General features: G+C 60.7%; 16 protein-coding genes and 2 tRNA genes. 12 read left to right on the top strand and 6 right to left on the bottom strand.

The annotated features are described in order from the left end of the window. Nucleotides 1–10: 10 nt before the first annotated feature. The 4 genes from gmk (at nucleotide 11) to F6X42_RS18435 (ending at nucleotide 4,024) form a co-directional block, all read left to right on the top strand. The gene (gmk, locus tag F6X42_RS18450; protein WP_187635603.1) at nucleotides 11–694 is read left to right on the top strand and encodes a guanylate kinase; all 684 of its coding nucleotides are present in this window, start codon (nucleotides 11–13) and stop codon (nucleotides 692–694) included. 60 nt (nucleotides 695–754) lie between these two features. Continuing rightward, nucleotides 755–958, top strand: coding sequence for a DNA-directed RNA polymerase subunit omega (gene rpoZ, locus F6X42_RS18445; RefSeq protein ID WP_008921215.1), 204 nt, complete (start codon nucleotides 755–757; stop codon nucleotides 956–958). Between the two features lie 99 nt (nucleotides 959–1,057). Next, nucleotides 1,058–3,418 (top strand): RelA/SpoT family protein, encoded by a 2,361-nt coding sequence (locus F6X42_RS18440; RefSeq protein ID WP_187635602.1) that lies wholly within the window; start codon nucleotides 1,058–1,060, stop codon nucleotides 3,416–3,418. A gap of 120 nt (nucleotides 3,419–3,538) precedes the next feature. Continuing rightward, complete coding sequence (locus F6X42_RS18435) at nucleotides 3,539–4,024, top strand: phage protein NinX family protein (protein ID WP_187635601.1); 486 nt, start codon at nucleotides 3,539–3,541, stop codon at nucleotides 4,022–4,024. A 74-nt stretch (nucleotides 4,025–4,098) separates the two neighbouring features. On the opposite strand, the gene F6X42_RS18430 is transcribed toward F6X42_RS18435, so the two are convergent. Beyond that, nucleotides 4,099–4,175, bottom strand: a tRNA-Arg gene (locus F6X42_RS18430). Between the two features lie 74 nt (nucleotides 4,176–4,249). Continuing rightward, nucleotides 4,250–4,326: transfer RNA gene (locus F6X42_RS18425), tRNA-Arg, on the bottom strand. A 123-nt stretch (nucleotides 4,327–4,449) separates the two neighbouring features. Between F6X42_RS18425 and greB the strand changes: the two genes are divergently transcribed. After that, nucleotides 4,450–5,019, top strand: coding sequence for a transcription elongation factor GreB (gene greB / locus F6X42_RS18420; protein ID WP_187635600.1), 570 nt, complete (start codon nucleotides 4,450–4,452; stop codon nucleotides 5,017–5,019). Nucleotides 5,020–5,147: 128 nt separating this feature from the next. On the opposite strand, the gene F6X42_RS18415 is transcribed toward greB, so the two are convergent. Together F6X42_RS18415 and F6X42_RS18410 are read right to left on the bottom strand one after the other, a co-directional pair. Continuing rightward, nucleotides 5,148–6,296 (bottom strand): porin, encoded by a 1,149-nt coding sequence (locus F6X42_RS18415; RefSeq protein ID WP_187635599.1) that lies wholly within the window; start codon nucleotides 6,294–6,296, stop codon nucleotides 5,148–5,150. A gap of 524 nt (nucleotides 6,297–6,820) precedes the next feature. Beyond that, the gene (locus F6X42_RS18410; RefSeq protein WP_187635598.1) at nucleotides 6,821–7,066 is read right to left on the bottom strand and encodes a hypothetical protein; all 246 of its coding nucleotides are present in this window, start codon (nucleotides 7,064–7,066) and stop codon (nucleotides 6,821–6,823) included. Between the two features lie 393 nt (nucleotides 7,067–7,459). On the opposite strand from F6X42_RS18410, the gene F6X42_RS18405 reads away from it, so the two are divergent. Together F6X42_RS18405 and F6X42_RS18400 are read left to right on the top strand one after the other, a co-directional pair. Then, a complete protein-coding gene (locus tag F6X42_RS18405; protein ID WP_187635597.1) occupies nucleotides 7,460–7,663 on the top strand; it encodes a cold-shock protein in 204 nt (67 codons plus the stop codon). 337 nt (nucleotides 7,664–8,000) lie between these two features. Beyond that, nucleotides 8,001–9,149 carry an exonuclease domain-containing protein gene (locus F6X42_RS18400; protein ID WP_187635596.1) on the top strand — a complete coding sequence of 383 codons (1,149 nt, stop codon included), beginning with the start codon at nucleotides 8,001–8,003 and terminating at the stop codon, nucleotides 9,147–9,149. A gap of 38 nt (nucleotides 9,150–9,187) precedes the next feature. Here the strand turns inward: F6X42_RS18400 and F6X42_RS18395 are convergent, their stop codons facing one another. Next, nucleotides 9,188–9,784: a chorismate mutase gene (locus F6X42_RS18395; RefSeq protein ID WP_187635595.1), complete on the bottom strand. Its 597-nt coding sequence runs from the start codon at nucleotides 9,782–9,784 to the stop codon at nucleotides 9,188–9,190. Nucleotides 9,785–10,075: 291 nt separating this feature from the next. Next, the gene (locus F6X42_RS18390) at nucleotides 10,076–10,225 is read right to left on the bottom strand and encodes a hypothetical protein (protein ID WP_008921206.1); all 150 of its coding nucleotides are present in this window, start codon (nucleotides 10,223–10,225) and stop codon (nucleotides 10,076–10,078) included. Nucleotides 10,226–11,572: 1,347 nt separating this feature from the next. Between F6X42_RS18390 and F6X42_RS18385 the strand changes: the two genes are divergently transcribed. The 5 genes from F6X42_RS18385 (at nucleotide 11,573) to F6X42_RS18365 (ending at nucleotide 14,979) form a co-directional block, all read left to right on the top strand. Further along, nucleotides 11,573–12,964, top strand: coding sequence for a tyrosine-type recombinase/integrase (locus F6X42_RS18385; protein WP_187635594.1), 1,392 nt, complete (start codon nucleotides 11,573–11,575; stop codon nucleotides 12,962–12,964). A 31-nt stretch (nucleotides 12,965–12,995) separates the two neighbouring features. Continuing rightward, nucleotides 12,996–13,313, top strand: a complete 318-nt coding sequence (locus F6X42_RS18380) for a type II toxin-antitoxin system RelE/ParE family toxin (protein WP_187635593.1) — start codon at nucleotides 12,996–12,998, stop codon at nucleotides 13,311–13,313. 3 nt (nucleotides 13,314–13,316) lie between these two features. Further along, nucleotides 13,317–13,595 (top strand): helix-turn-helix domain-containing protein, encoded by a 279-nt coding sequence (locus F6X42_RS18375; RefSeq protein ID WP_187635592.1) that lies wholly within the window; start codon nucleotides 13,317–13,319, stop codon nucleotides 13,593–13,595. 103 nt (nucleotides 13,596–13,698) lie between these two features. Continuing rightward, entirely contained in the window at nucleotides 13,699–14,052 is a 354-nt protein-coding gene (locus tag F6X42_RS18370; protein ID WP_187635591.1) for a hypothetical protein, read from the top strand. 99 nt (nucleotides 14,053–14,151) lie between these two features. Beyond that, nucleotides 14,152–14,979 (top strand): hypothetical protein, encoded by an 828-nt coding sequence (locus F6X42_RS18365; protein WP_187635590.1) that lies wholly within the window; start codon nucleotides 14,152–14,154, stop codon nucleotides 14,977–14,979. Nucleotides 14,980–14,986 lie beyond the last annotated feature (7 nt).

Raw genomic sequence — 14,986 nt, 5'->3', positions numbered from 1 at the left:
ACTACACATCATGACCGACCACCATCCACGCGAAACCGGCGCGGCGCGCCATCCGTACGCCGGCGCTTATCCCGGCAATCTGTTCATGGTCGTCGCGCCGTCGGGCGCGGGCAAGTCGACGCTCGTGAACGCTCTGCTCGCGGGCGACGACGCGATCCGTCTGTCGATCTCGTACACGACGCGCCCGCCGCGTCCGCAGGAGCAGGACGGCGAGCACTATCACTTCACGACCGTCGAGGACTTCATGCAGCGTCACGACGCGGGCGAGTTTCTCGAAAGCGCGGAAGTGCATGGCAACTACTACGGCACGTCGCGCGTGTGGATCGAGGAGCAGATGAAAATCGGCCATGACGTGCTGCTCGAAATCGATTGGCAGGGCGCGCTGCAGGTGAAGAAGCAATTCCACAACGCGGTGGAGATTTTTATTCTGCCGCCGTCGCTCGAAGCGCTCGAAGAGCGTCTGAAAAAGCGCGGCCAGGACGAGCCGAACGTGATTACGCGACGCCTGCTCGCGGCGGGCGGTGAGATCGCGCACGCGGCCGAAGCGGAGTACGTCGTGATCAACGAAAACTTCGATCGCGCGCTGGCTGAGTTGCAGTGCCTCGTCGGCGCGACGCGCTCGCGCTTCGCGTCGCAGTACGCCCGTCACACGCAGCTTTTCATGCAGCTCGGCATCCACCTGCCGCACGCGTGAGCGCGGCGTGGTGTCAGGCACATAAGGTAGAATGAGCAACATACTGAGAAGGAACCCAACATGGCCCGCATTACCGTCGAAGACTGCCTCAAACAGATCCCGAACCGTTTCGAACTCGCGCTTGCCGCAACCTATCGCGCGCGTCAGCTCGCTCAAGGCCACACGCCGAAGATCGAAAGCCGCGACAAGCCCACCGTCCTCGCGCTGCGTGAAATCGCATCGGGTCAGGTCGGCGTTGAAATGCTGAAGAAGGTGCCGGTCTAAGGCGCACGGATTTTCGTTTTCGACCTGCCCGGTATTCGCCACACCGGATTGCTCAACGCGCAGAACTGCGTCCAACCCTGACCGCTACCGGAGGCGACCATGAGTGCTACCCCGCCCACCGCCACGGAAGCGGACCACGACGCCGACTCGCCTTCGTCTGCACGCAAGTACATCGACGCGGTCCTCGAGCAATCGTTTCGCCATCTGTTCGGGCCGACCGCCACGCCGGAGCAGCCGCGCCGGCATGACGTCGTTTCCATCGCCAATCTGACGTCCGCGCTGTCCGGCTATCTGCAGCCGGAAGAGATCAAGGACATCAAGGCGGCGTTCCACTTCAGCGACGAAGCCCACCTCGGCCAGTATCGCCAGAGCGGCGAGCCCTACATCACGCATCCAGTCGCCGTCGCGGAAATCTGCGCGGGCTGGAATCTCGACGCCCAGGCGATCATGGCGGCGCTTCTGCACGACGTGATGGAAGACCAGGGCGTGACCAAGGCGGAACTCGCCGAGCGCTTCGGCGCGAAGGTCGCGGAACTGGTCGACGGGTTGTCCAAGCTGGACAAGATGGAGTTCCGCAATCGCGAGGAAGCGCAGGCGGAGAACTTCCGCAAGATGCTGCTCGCGATGGCGCGCGACGTGCGCGTGATCCTCGTAAAGCTCGCCGACCGGCTGCACAACATGCGTACGCTCGGCGCGGTGCCGGCTGAGAAACGTCGCCGCGTCGCGCGCGAAACGCTCGACATTTACGCTCCCATCGCCCATCGGCTCGGCCTGAACAATACCTACCGCGAGTTGCAGGACCTGAGCTTCGCGAACTTCAACCCGCACCGTTACGCGACGCTCGAAAAAGCCGTCAAGGCTGCGCGCGGCAACCGTCGCGAGGTGGTTGGCAAGATTCTCGAATTGGTGCAACGCGCTATCGCGGACGCAAAGATCGACGCCGAAGTCACCGGTCGCGAGAAAACCATCTTCAGTATCTACAAGAAGATGCGCGACAAGCAGTTGTCGTTCTCGCAGGTACTCGACGTGTACGGTTTTCGTGTGGTCGTGGAGAGCGCACTCGAGTGCTATACCTGCATCGGTGCGCTCCATGCGCTCTTTAAACCGGTGCCGGGCAAATTCAAGGATTACATCGCGATCCCGAAGGTGAACGGCTATCAGTCGCTGCACACCACGCTCGTCGGCCCGTTCGGCGCGCCGATCGAGTTTCAGGTGCGAACGCGCAAGATGCACGAGATCGCCGAGGCGGGCGTCGCCGCGCACTGGCTGTACAAGAACGGCAGCGCGGATCTGAACGACGTGCAGAAGCGCGCGCACCAGTGGCTGAAGTCGCTGCTCGACATCCAGAGCGAAGCGGGTGACTCGAGTGAATTCCTCGAGCACGTGAAGATCGACCTGTTCCCGGACGCGGTCTACGTGTTCACGCCGAAGTCGAAGATCATGGCGCTGCCGCGCGGCGCCACCGCGCTCGACTTCGCGTATTCGATCCACAGCGACCTCGGCAACCAGTGCGTCGCGGTGAAGATCAACAACGAGCTGCTGCCGTTGCGTACCGAGCTGAAGAGCGGCGACATCGTCGAGGTCATCACGGCGCCGTATTCCAAACCGAACCCCGCATGGCTTGGCTTCGTGCGCAGCGGTAAGGCGCGCTCGGCGATCCGTCACTATCTGAAGACGATGCGCCTGAACGAGTCGGTGCAGCTCGGCGAGCGTCTCGTCGATCAGGCGTTGAAGGGCTATGGTCTCGCGCTATCGGACGTGACGCCGGAAGCGTGGGAAAAGCTCGTGCAGTGGACGGGCAACAAGAACCGTCAGGAAATTTTCGCGGACATCGGTCTCGGCCGGCGGGTCGCCGCGGTGATGGCCAAGCGCATCGAAGTGCTGATGAGCGGGCGAGACGCCGACGACGACGGCTCGCGCTCCGAGTCCGGTTCGACACCGCATGCGCCGCCGGTCGTCATCACCGGCACCGAGGGCATGTCGGTGCAACTGTCCGCCTGCTGCCGTCCGATTCCGGGCGACGACATCATGGGCTATATCGGCATCGGCCTCGGCATGGCGATCCATACCACCGACTGCCGCGTCGCGCAGCGTATCCACCGGCGCGATCCGGGTCGCTGGATCGACGTTGCGTGGGCGCCGCAGCCGGGGCGTCTATTCGATGTCGCGGTGAAGGTGCTGGTCAAGAACACCAAGGGCGTGTTCGCGCGCGTGGCGGCCGACATCACGTCGGCGGACGCGAACATCGTCCATATCGCGATGGACGAAGATCTATCGCAGGAATCCACGATTCTGCGCTTCGTGATTCAGGTCAGCGATCGCGTGCATCTGGCCAACGTGATGCGGCGCGTGCGCACGAACCCCGACGTGATGCGCATCGCGCGTGAGCGGCCGAGCGAAGAGGGGCATCACCGCCACGAAGGCGGCATGCGCATCGACCGCGAGCGGGCAGATTACTGAGCGGCTTCTGACTGGGCGTTGGCGCGGCCTCGACTGGCGCTTCACGCCAGTCAGGCATCTTTCGTGCGGCTCAGGATACAACTGAAGGCAAGTCTCACCTGAACCCCAGGAAGAACGCAGATGAACGTATCCGACCTCACTGGCGTGGCGCTCGATTACTGGGTCGCGCGCAGCCTGCACGACTTCGTGCGCGAAATCTACTTTACCGACAGTGGCGAGACTGTTGCGATCCGCGGCAATGACCGGGGTCGCCCGTGGGACGGACGGTTCACGCCTTCCGCGTCATGGGAGGCGGCTGCCGTTGTGCTCGAGCGTGCGATCCGGCTCGACGTGCGCGAGCAGGGCGATCAAGGCGCGGTATGCGTTGCTGAGTTCGTGGGCGGACATCGAGCCTCCGAAGGGCGGGGCGACTCGCTGCGGATCGCTTTGCTGCGAGCGTTTATCGCGAGCCATTTCGGCGATACCGTCGAAGATCTACTGCGTGAGCGCCAGGCACTGACCGGCACGCAGGCCGAGACGATCGGCGAGCAAACCGTAGGCGGGGTGGTGGAGGACTTGCCGCACCCGGACGCGCAGATTGGGGATATCCAGTCGGCGCCGCGATGAGTGGCTCGCGCATTGGCGCGAGCGTAGTGCGCCGGAAAGACAAAGGGCCTTCCGGTTGGAAGGCCCTTCATGGGTGGTGCGGCTGGCAGGATTCGAACCCACGACCCCTTGGTTCGTAGCCAAGTACTCTATCCAACTGAGCTACAGCCGCACGCAAAATGGTGATGCTTACTGCAAAAACTGGTGAAACCTGAGAACTCCCGGCGGGAACGCCCTCGAATAAGGTGGTGCGGCTGGCAGGATTCGAACCCACGACCCCTTGGTTCGTAGCCAAGTACTCTATCCAACTGAGCTACAGCCGCACACAGAGACGAGATTATAGCCAACGGATTCCGAAAAAGGAAGTCCATCACGGCGTTTTGTGTCGCGGGCTCGATCGTGTAACCTTTTAAGAGATTGTTGCTAGCTGCTGTTACTGGATCATTATGAACAAGGCCTTTGTCAAAGAGTCGAGCGAAGACAACGATGACGATCTCGATGTCGCCCAGCCCGACGTGCCTGCAGGCACCAAAAACTACATGACTCCCGCCGGTCATCGGCGGATGCGCGATGAACTGCTGCATCTGATCGATGTCGAGCGGCCCGAGGTCGTCAAGCTCGTTTCGTGGGCGGCGTCGAACGGCGACCGCTCGGAGAATGGCGACTACATCTACGGCAAACGCCGTCTGCGCGAAATCGACCGGCGCATTCGTTTTCTGACCAAGCGGCTGGACCTGGCCGAGGTTGTAGATAGCAGCCGGCAGGAAAACGTCGATCAGGTGTTCTTCGGCGCGACGGTCGTCTATGCGACCGAGGATGGCGAAGAGCATAAGGTGACGATCGTCGGTATCGACGAGGTCGACCTGGACATCGGGCACGTGAGCTGGATCTCGCCCATTGCTCGCGCGCTGCTGAAGGCTAAAGTCGGCGATACGGTCACGTTATTCACGCCAGCCGGTCCGCAAACAATCGATATTCTTGACGTCAGGTATCCGCCGCCCGAGAGCGGCCGCTAGGCCACTGGCGAAGACGTGGAATCACGTGCAAGCAAGCTTGCACAAAGCCAGGCAAAAACAGCTTCGGCACGGTCATAAAAAAGGCGCCGCGAACGGCGCCTTTTCTGCTGCCAGTCGTTGCGCAGTGCTTAGAAGCGGTGACGCAGACCAGCCGTCACGGCGACCTGCTTGTTGTTGCTCGAAGCCGCGCCGAGGCCATTGATGTTGGCGTCGACGATCGAATTTTCGTTGGCGGCCTGATAGACGCCCTGCAGGTACACGTCGGTTCGCTTGGACAGCGCGTAGGCGGTTTGCAGGTTGACCTGGTTCCAGTGCACGTGTGAGCTCGACAGGTTCGCGCGGGTGTACGTGTACGCGGCCGCGAGGCTCAGTGCCGGCGTCAGAGCGTAACGGGCATTGGCTTCGAAGTTCTGGAACTGGGCGCTGTTGGTCGGGAAGGCCACGCCGCCCGCAATACCCGATGCGGCCTGGCTGATACCGGAGAGGCCGTGCAGGTTCGTCTGCGAATACACGAGGCCCACCGTTGCCGGGCCGAACGCGTAGTTGGCGCCTGCGCCCCACGTTTGCTGACGTTGTGCGAAGAACGTGTTGTCGCCCGACACTGCGCCGCCCGAATTGAATGCCGCGGCCGCGCTGGTTGCGCCGTTGGCATTCAGTTGCATGTAAGCGGCAGCGACGTTCAGGCCGCCCCAGTTGTACGACGCGCCGGCGCTGTACGCGCGGTTGTTCGCGAAGCCGGCAGCCTGGTTCGAGAAGCCGTACAACGCGCCGAACTTGAAGCCGCCATAGTTCGCGCTCTGGAACTTGACCGAGTTGTCGATACGGAACGAGTTGTTCAGGTTGTCGTTGTCGAACGGGTGCGCGAACTGCGTCCCGCCATATTGCGTGCCGGTCAGCGCCAACGGGGCGACGTAGTCGACCACGCTGTCATATTGACGGCCGAGCGTGACCGCGCCGAACTGGTCGCTCGACAGACCGACGAACGCCTGCCGGCCGAACAGACGGCTGTTTTGCTTGAGCGTGCCATCGTTGATGCCGAAGCCGTTTTCCAACGTGAAGATGGCCTTCAGACCGCCGCCGAGGTCTTCAGCGCCACGCAGGCCGAAGCGGCTGCCGTTCACCGAGCCGCTCGTCATTTGCCAGTTGCTATGGCCGTGCTGGTTGTTCGTATAGGTGATACCGGCGTCGATCAGGCCATAGAGGGTGACGCTACTTTGAGCGTGCGCTGCCGTTACGAAAACGCCCGACAGGGCAGCGACCATGAGTGTCTTCTTCATTGATATAACTCCGAGAGCGAGAGAGGTATAAAACCCTGGCTTAGGAGACCTTCACGCGAGCGCTGCGAGAAGCGGAATCCGCGTGAGAAGCGCGTTGACCAGATCCGCGCCGGTATCCGATTAGGCAGAGTGTAGAGAGACACTTCCAGGAGTTGGCGTTCCGATTCGCGCAATAAAGTATTACGGGAAGAGAAACGATGGGTGATTGCCATTAGAGCCTTATGTATAAAGGCTTTGCGTCCGACTCGGCGGATTCACCGCCTGAATTTTCCTGCGATGCGTTGTTGCTTCGCGACACGGAACGATGCGAAAAAACAACGGAAAGAAATGCGAAAAAACGGATTGTTGTTATCGCGACAATAGAGGATTGTTAATTGTGTGAATAATAGAAATCCCAGACGGCCGCTATACTGTAATTTCTGCTTCCCAAAGCAGACTTTTTCGTTGACGAAAAAGATCTCCAAACCTTGTCGGCGCGACCTACCAGTCGCGCTTTTTTTGGCGGAAGCTCTACGCGCAGAACTCTAATGAGCGGGCGCGGTACCTTCCGCGTCGTCCCAGCTAGGCTGGGCGGACACGCTCCAGTCTTCCATCACATAACGGCGCGCATCCATCGGCGACGAGAGCAGGTTCTGCCAGTGGTCGCCGTGCCACATCGGGTCGAAGTCGAAAGCGCTGGCCGAGTCCTCAGTGGGTGCGCGCTGATCGGGGACCTTTGCGTGCGGATGAGCGAGACAGGCGAAGAGACGGCGAATTTCAGTGAACAGCATGGCGACCTCCTGAAGCGCATCGCTACCACTGTTTGCATCATGCGAGTCGGGCCGCGCTGCAACAACTCGGACAAACACTTACTTAAAGATAGATTTTGTTACATTCGCATCGCATATATCGCAAATTTTCCCGGTAAAAACTTGGGCCAAAGTTCGTCCAGGTAAATTTGACGAGGCCGATATATCCCGGCGACTTAAGAGTTTTATCTTGTTATAGGCTAAATGCATATAGAAAGTTTACTTGACGGCCATTCTCCGTTCCCCGTATAACGACAAAGCCGAATTTCATTGGCTGTTTCTGGTTCCATTTCAATCAGACATAGACAATTGAATCGGGGTGGATCGATTCAAGGGCAATGCCCGCTTTGGATAAATCACAGGGGAAAACAGGAAATGGAAACTGGTATCGTCAAATGGTTCAACGATGCTAAAGGTTTTGGCTTTATCACGTCGGATATGGGCGGAGAGGATCTGTTCGCGCACTTTTCGGAGATCTGCAGCGAGGGCTTCAAGTCGCTGAAGGAAAACCAGCGTGTGTCCTTCGATGTCAAGACCAGCCCGAAGGGCAAGCAGGCGGCCAATATTCAGCCGCTGTGAATGCGCCGCGCCGGCCGCGCCGCGCGCGCAGTCAGCAAACACAAGCCTTCGCCGGCCGCGCGAGGGTTTTTTATTTCAAGCTCGAGTAGTCTCTAAACCCGAATTTAGCGGGAACTGCCTGGTTCAATAATAGGCATTATCGTCCGAACATAATGCGCCGAAACGAAACGTGCGACCTCCGGTTTAATTGCCTGGTTTAAGCGTCTGCGGAATGTCGGCGCCAAATCCGGAGGCCACGTCGTTGCCGTTTCCGCCTGCGCACGCGGCGCAACCTGGATGCGCAACGTCCAACTGGTGCATACTTGCCGCAAATTCATGCGTCCGAATCCCTTGTCCCATGTCTGAACTCTTTTCGCCGGAACCGGCACTCGATGCACCCATCGTTTTCGTCGATCTCGAAACGACCGGCGGCTCCACGAGCGAGCACCGCATTACCGAAGTCGGCGTCGTCGAAGTCGGGCCGGCTGGCGTAGTGCGCTGGAGCAGTCTGATCGACCCACAGCAGCCGATTCCGTCTTTCATCCAGCAACTGACCGGCATCACGAACGAGATGGTGCGCGGCGCACCGACGTTCGAGTCGATTGCGCCCGCGCTGTTCGAGCGTCTGAATGGCAAGCTGTTCGTCGCGCACAACGCGAGTTTCGATCGCGGATTTCTGCGCAGCGAATTTCGTCGCGCGGGAATCGTGTTCGATCCGGACGTTCTGTGCACGGTGCGGTTGTCGCGCGCGCTGTTTCCCGGTGAAAAGCGCCACGGTCTCGATGCGCTCGTCGAACGCCATGCGCTGGTGCCGTCCGACCGCCACCGTGCGCTCGCCGACGCCGATCTGATCTGGCAGTTCTGGCAGCGGCTGCCGACGCTCGTGCCGCTGGAGGCGCTGCGCGCGCAGATCGAGCGCACGACGCGGCGTTACCGGCTGGCCGGCGATATTACCGAGGATCTGCTCGACACCGCGCCGGCGGGCTGTGGTGTGTATGTGTTCTATGGCGAAGGCGATGCGCCGCTGTATGTCGGGCGCAGCGTACGTGTGCGTCAGCGGCTACGCTCGCATCTGACCGGCGAGCGGCGTTCGTCGAAGGATATGCGGCTCGCGCAGCTCGTGCGACGCGTCGAATGGCGCGCGACTGGCGGCGAACTCGGTGCGATGCTCGCCGAAGCGCAGTGGATCGCCACGCTGCGGCCGGGCCACAACCGCTTGCCGCGTGTGACGAAGAGCGATCCGGCGAATGCGCCTTGGCCGTTCGAGGGACCTATCGTGTTCGAGGAGCGTGAGGACGCGCAGCGCATCTTCCACGTGGTCGATGGCTGGCGCTACCTCGGGCACGCGCCGTCGCTGATCCAGGCGGCGCAGCTTCATGCGTCGACGATGGCCGGGCCGTTCGAACTCTCGACGTACCGTATCTTGCAGAGCGGTCTGGCGCGTGGTCTGCGCGTGATGCCGTTGAGCGTATCGCGTGACACGCCTGAGTCGAGCGTCGTCATGTGACGCTTATGCAGCGTCCATGCGCCGTGGCGTTACCGGAATCAGCCGGTCGCGCCAACCCCGCCCGTCTCGCACACGTGACCTAGCGCGCGCGTCAACGCGCTCGAGTAGGCAGAGTCATAGCGCGTCAGCGCTTTCCAGTTAGCCAGTGATTGCGCGACGCGCGACGGACAATCGTCCGCCGCGCGCAGTGGCTGCACGCGCGCGAGACTCGACACCAGCGATTGTGTCAGCTTGTCGAGTTGCGGTCGCGTGCTGGTTGCGAGATCGGGTGCGGGACCTTGCGGTGGCTGGGTGCGCCGCCAGTTGGCGAACAGCGCGTTCTGCAAGTCCTTGCTTGCATCGATCTGATCACGGAAGAACGCGCGGGCGAACGCCGGATCGACGTTTGCCGCCGCGGCGCGCTTTTCCACGTCGGCGAGCAGCGCATTTTCACGCGGCGTATCGGTGATCGGCTGATGGTTCGCCCACTTCCAGTGCGCGACCGGCTCTGCGAGCGCAAGACGCTGCGAGACCAGCGCGATCAGGTTGGTGAGCGCGGTATCGTCGCCATCGGCGACAGCGGGGGCGGGCGATAAGGCGAAGAAGGCGGCGATGGCGAGCGCGCAAGACGCGCCGAAGCGATGCAAACGATTCATGAGGTGACTTGGCCACGCGGCCGCTGAAGAAAACCAGAAGAATAAATGATGCCAGGCAAAAGGCGCGCACCGGGCCAATTCACACAGGTCGTCGGGAGCAGGAAGGTTGGTGCGAGAAGGTCGCGCGCATGAGTACGGCTGGAGCCGGGTGGCCCAGCGCTGCGCTGTTGCTGTGATCAGGCGAACCGACCCGGCGTCATGACGGAAACGTCGGACGCATGATGAGGGCGCGAGCGATCGCCGCGCGTGAATTCAACGAGCGCGAATGTTGCGTCGCGTCAGTGCCCCCCGTTACTTCGGATCGCACGACTTGCGTTGTTCATCGAAGAATGCGCGAACATGCTCGGGCAGCTCGGCTCCCAGGAACTCGACGGCCACAGGTTCCGGATCCGGGTAAAACACTTTGTCCGGGGTCGGAATCTTCGGTGGTTTGGCATCCATGATCTTTCTCCTTTGCGAACCGATTATCGGCCTCGTTCCCCGCGTCGCACCAGCGTCCGATGCGAGTCACTCATACTCTGTTGCTTTAACGGCACAAGCCGACACATCAGCAGAGGGATTGAATAAAATTTATCGTCTGACTATGCGCTGGGATTCGCGAACCGCTTGATCCGCTTAATTGTCAGCGCGAAATCATCTCTGTCCCGCCCTTCGCCATTCCCTTCTGCGCCTTGCCTTGCCTGGTTTTCAGCACGACCGGTCGTATCGACGTTGCGCTGCACCTAATCCTTCGTGTGAATCAAAGGTGGACAATCTTGTGCATTGCCGCATCGGCAGGATTTTTGCTTTTCTGAACTGAACGTTCGTATTGCCGATTGCATATTCTTCCGGCCTAATTCCTAGTAAACGGCACATTCCGCATCGCGTTGACCGCCCAAAACACTATTTAAAGATTTGTCGTTAATTAACTTATGACAGTGGGCTACCAGACTCATTCCCGCATTGCTGTGACAAAAGAACGTCATTTGGTGACAAGTCAGACGCACCGCGCCAGGCCACCTATCGTTGAAGCGACTACTGCTTACCCGACGTGCGTTGGCAGACGGACGCGCGACGTGCGACGCGGATGATGACGGTCTTCAAAGTTCGGGGGAGGTCGCGATGGAAAACGCTGTCTACTGGAACGGACGTCAGGTTGGCATCGAATGCGCCGGCAGGATCTTGTGGTTCGCGTCGGCCCCCGCGCAAGCGATAGCCGCATACGGCGCGCCGCGCCAGCAACTGACCGCGCGAGCCGATACAGTCGTCGCGCGCAACCTCGCGATGCCACGGTCCTACGACCCCTCGACGTTCCCCGCTAGGCTGGCCCCGCGTTGAGTCACGACTCGCGCCGGTTCAGTCGCAACGTCGGCCGCACACGCCTTTTGGAGGCCCTAAGCAACCCGTCCGCCGCACGTGGGCGCCGCGATGCTGATACTGATCGTCCAACTCGGCGTTGTCGTGGTCGGCAGTGCTCGGCTGTTTGCTGATTGACCTGCCGGCGTGCTGCGCGATCATCGCGACGGCAAAACAAAAAGCCCAGTCACGAGGACTGGGCTTTTGGCTTGAAACTTGATGGTGCCGGAAAGAGGAATCGAACCCCCGACCTTCGCATTACGAATGCGTGAAAGTGTGGGTTTATCGGTGTTGACCTAAGTTCATGTAACCCAGTAAATTTCATTGTCAGTAGAGGATTTTCAGCCTCTTGTTCGCATATCCGCATTGACCGAAATTGATTGTTTATCCCATAATCGGGTTACACAGCGGTTACATGGTGTCGTGTAACCCGGGTTTCGACAGGCGGCGAAGGTGGCAAAAGTCAATTTCACGGCAGGGCGTATCAACGGGCATAGCTGCCCCGCTGGTAAGTCTCAATCGTTCATATGGGATTCCGGGGCAAGCGGCCTTGGCTTGCGCGCGACGGCGGCGGGCGCAAGCACGTATATCTGGCAAGGCAAGCTCCACGGCGGCACGGTGCGCGTTTCGATCGGCGATCCAAAGGATTGGGGCATCGACGACGCACGGGACGAAGCGCGCCGCCTGCAACGCCTGGTTGACGCTGGCAAAGACCCGCGCGAGGAAGCCGCCGAGCAACGGGTCGCCCATGAGGCTCGCCGCGTGGAAGCCCGCCGCAAAAGTGCCACGGTCGGCGAGGCGTGGGCCGATTACCTCGAATACCTGAAAACAGCCATCTCCCCGAAGACCAAGCAGTCGCGCTCACCCCGTTATATCGCGGACCATGTGGCGCTGGCCGCGCAAGGTGGTGAATCGCGCAAGCGTGGCAAAGGGAAAACAGTGCGCGGGCCGCTTGCACCGCTGATGCCGTTGAAACTGTTCGACATAACGGCCCGTCGCGTGGCTGAATGGCTGGCCGACGAGGCCGCCGAGCGCCCGACCAACGCCGCGCACGCCTACCGCCTGCTCAAGGCGTTCATCCGCTGGTGTGACGGTCAGGATGACTACGCGGGCGTGATACCCGATGGTGCCTACGACTCCCCGAAGGTGACGGCGGTGCTGCCGCAGAGCAAGGCGAAAAAAGGTGACAGCCTTCAGCGCGAGCAACTGCCCGCATGGTTCAGTGCTGTCCGCCAACTTGGGAACCCGGTTATCTCTGCCTACCTTCAAGCGCTGCTGCTGACCGGCGCGCGCCGCGAGGAAATGACCGGGCTGCGCTGGGACGATGTGGATTTTCGCTGGGCAAGCCTGACCATTGCGGACAAGGTGGACGGGTCGCGTGTGATTCCATTGCCGCCGTACCTCGCGGGGCTGCTGCTGGAATTGAAGCGCTTGAACGACACGCCGCCGAACGTCCGCCAGCTTGCGCGCCTGAAGGCGAGGGGCGAAGCGTGGGAGCCGTCATCGTGGGTCTTTACGAGCGTGACCGCCGCTAGCGGGCATATCGAGGAGCCGCGCTTTCAGCACAAGCAGGCATTGCAGGCGGCGGGCCTGCCTCACGTCACCTTGCACGGCCTGCGCCGTTCGTTTGGCACGCTGTCGGAATGGGTGGAGTGCCCGGTCGGGGTCGTTGCGCAGATCCAGGGCCACAAGCCGAGCGCCATTGCAGAAAAGCATTACCGCCGCCGCCCGCTAGACCTGCTGCGCGTGTGGCATAACCGCATCGAGGCGTGGGTGCTTGAGCAGGCGGGCATTGACTTCAAGCCGGAACAGAGCCAACAGGGATTGCACGCGGTCAGTCAATAATCTGCAAACATAGCAAAAAAGAGATAAACTGATGCCGTGGTATATCGAGTTGATACCCGAGGCCGAAGCCGAATTGCTGGTGCTGCCGCCCGATATGCGAGCCCGCTTTCTCCACATCGCGGAGATGCTGGCGGAGTTTGGGCCGCAGCGCGTCGGGATGCCCCACGTGCGCCCGTTGGAGGGAAAGCTGTGGGAAATCCGCATGACCGGGCGGGACGGCATTGCGCGGGCAATATACGTCGCTCGGACGGGGCAGCGTTTGACCGTGCTGCACGTGTTCGTCAAGAAGACGCAGAAGACCCCGCGCCGTGCCATTGAGACGGCCTATACCCGGATGAAGGAGGATTGAACGATGACTGACCTTACCGCCCTCAAAAAGCGCTTGCTGGCCGACCCGAAGACCAAAGCTGAATACGACGCGCAGTCGCCGGAATTCGCCGTTGCGCGCGAACTTATCGCCGCGCGGGTGAGGGCTGGACTGACGCAGGAGCAGTTGGCCGAGAAGATGCATACCACGCAATCGACCATCGCCCGCATGGAAAGCGGGCGCACCTTGCCGTCGATGCGCACGCTGTCCCGATATGCAGATGCCACGGGAAGCCGTGCTGTGGTGCGTCTTGAGGCCGCATAGAGCATGACCGCCGCCTGTGACGGCTTCAGGCAAAGCGGCGGCGCGAGTGCGCGAACACCACGCGCCGCCTAACCACAAAGCAAGTTTTAAAGGAACTTGAATCATGGCTGATATCAATTCTAGTGCCGCGCAACATGAAAGTACCGACCATTTATCAGACTTTGCGAATTCGCTTGGCCTTCGGGGTGCGTCGAATGAAGCGCTTTTAGGGTGGGTTTGCAGTCGATTCAAGGTTCTCGAACAGCAGATTCACATCGCCGCGTCTGTCGCGCGTGGCGGTTCGGCCCGCGCTAGCGCCGTCGATGGAATGGGCGACCCGTTTGACTCCACCTCGGCGGGGATTTTCGATGCGATTATTCAAACGCTGGAAGACAGCACCGTGCAAAACGAAATGCACGCTGGCTTGGCCGAGCTTCGCCGTGCTGCAACCGAACGTGACATCACAGGCACGGCCTGATAGCCGGTTTGCCGGGCTAGGGTAGCTCCCGAACGTGCGGGAAACCTCGCCGCACTGGCCCAGCCTGACTGTCTTATTCGATGAAGCGCGGGGAGCGCTATGAAACCAATAACGGTAGGTTTAGGCCCGTATGACACCGGCATTTCGGTATGCGACCTGGGCGGAAAACTTGACGCGTCCAGTCGCTCGCCGTCGCGCAAACAACAACCACTTTTTCCTTCTGCGTACTCGCCTGATGCGTACGACCTTATGGTGTGCGCCTATCGAGGCGACGGAGATAAAAAGAAACGCAGCGATGAAGTCATTGATGCCCTTGCCAACGAAATGTCGGACGTTCTTGAGGTCGCGATTGCTCACGATGCTGTCGTGTTGTTCGCAGACCTCGCGCAATGGGTCATCGGGCGGCGTGAATTACCTGAAACCGACCTAGCCCGCTTGTTGCGTGGTGCGGACGTTCGATTTGAACAGGATGCTGATGGTCCAGGCGTTCCGTCCGAATGGCAGGTTGAGTTGCGCGCCGCGCGCGAAAGGCGGCGAAAGACGGCGGGAGAGCGACAGCAAACCGAACAAGGCGAACAAGCCGACTCGGTGTACGCATCCGCGAGCGCGCCGCCTGCGCCCGTAAACGTCACCGAGAAGACGACCAACTCAACGATACGGCACAGGCTTAAGATCCGCTGGAACACCCTCGACACTGCTATCGAAAAGGCAATAGAGAAGGCCGGAAACGATAAGACGCCAGACGTGTTCGTGGTCCTTCGGAGTATGGCACTAAACGAGGTTCTGCCATTCGCAGGCACGGTCAAAGACGGCGCGCTCCTCTACACAAATGAGAAGGGAAAAGTAGTCGGCCTGACGAAGGACGGGCTAGACGCGCGTTTGCGTCGGCGTCGAAAAGCGTCGCTAAACGTCAATAGCCGACGGTAAGCGCCGC

It is taken from the genome of Paraburkholderia podalyriae, from assembly GCF_014397785.1.
In the GTDB taxonomy this organism is placed as follows: Bacteria; Pseudomonadota; Gammaproteobacteria; order Burkholderiales; family Burkholderiaceae; genus Paraburkholderia; species Paraburkholderia podalyriae.
The sequence above is the reverse complement of the archived record's forward strand: the minus strand, read 5'-3'. Positions and strand labels throughout refer to the sequence as shown.

Excerpts from the sequence above, each read along its gene's own strand:
- F6X42_RS18435 (WP_187635601.1), top strand. The coding sequence starts at position 3,539 with ATGAACGTATCCGACCTCACTGGCGTGGCGCTCGATTACTGGGTCGCG.
- rpoZ (WP_008921215.1), top strand. The coding sequence starts at position 755 with ATGGCCCGCATTACCGTCGAAGACTGCCTCAAACAGATCCCGAACCGT.
- F6X42_RS18405 (WP_187635597.1), top strand. The coding sequence starts at position 7,460 with ATGGAAACTGGTATCGTCAAATGGTTCAACGATGCTAAAGGTTTTGGC.
- F6X42_RS18365 (WP_187635590.1), top strand. The coding sequence starts at position 14,152 with ATGAAACCAATAACGGTAGGTTTAGGCCCGTATGACACCGGCATTTCG.
- gmk (WP_187635603.1), top strand. The coding sequence starts at position 11 with ATGACCGACCACCATCCACGCGAAACCGGCGCGGCGCGCCATCCGTAC.
- greB (WP_187635600.1), top strand. The coding sequence starts at position 4,450 with ATGAACAAGGCCTTTGTCAAAGAGTCGAGCGAAGACAACGATGACGAT.
- F6X42_RS18380 (WP_187635593.1), top strand. The coding sequence starts at position 12,996 with ATGCCGTGGTATATCGAGTTGATACCCGAGGCCGAAGCCGAATTGCTG.
- F6X42_RS18440 (WP_187635602.1), top strand. The coding sequence starts at position 1,058 with ATGAGTGCTACCCCGCCCACCGCCACGGAAGCGGACCACGACGCCGAC.
- F6X42_RS18400 (WP_187635596.1), top strand. The coding sequence starts at position 8,001 with ATGTCTGAACTCTTTTCGCCGGAACCGGCACTCGATGCACCCATCGTT.
- F6X42_RS18375 (WP_187635592.1), top strand. The coding sequence starts at position 13,317 with ATGACTGACCTTACCGCCCTCAAAAAGCGCTTGCTGGCCGACCCGAAG.
- F6X42_RS18390 (WP_008921206.1), bottom strand. The coding sequence starts at position 10,225 with ATGGATGCCAAACCACCGAAGATTCCGACCCCGGACAAAGTGTTTTAC.
- F6X42_RS18370 (WP_187635591.1), top strand. The coding sequence starts at position 13,699 with ATGGCTGATATCAATTCTAGTGCCGCGCAACATGAAAGTACCGACCAT.
- F6X42_RS18395 (WP_187635595.1), bottom strand. The coding sequence starts at position 9,784 with ATGAATCGTTTGCATCGCTTCGGCGCGTCTTGCGCGCTCGCCATCGCC.
- F6X42_RS18415 (WP_187635599.1), bottom strand. The coding sequence starts at position 6,296 with ATGAAGAAGACACTCATGGTCGCTGCCCTGTCGGGCGTTTTCGTAACG.
- F6X42_RS18410 (WP_187635598.1), bottom strand. The coding sequence starts at position 7,066 with ATGCTGTTCACTGAAATTCGCCGTCTCTTCGCCTGTCTCGCTCATCCG.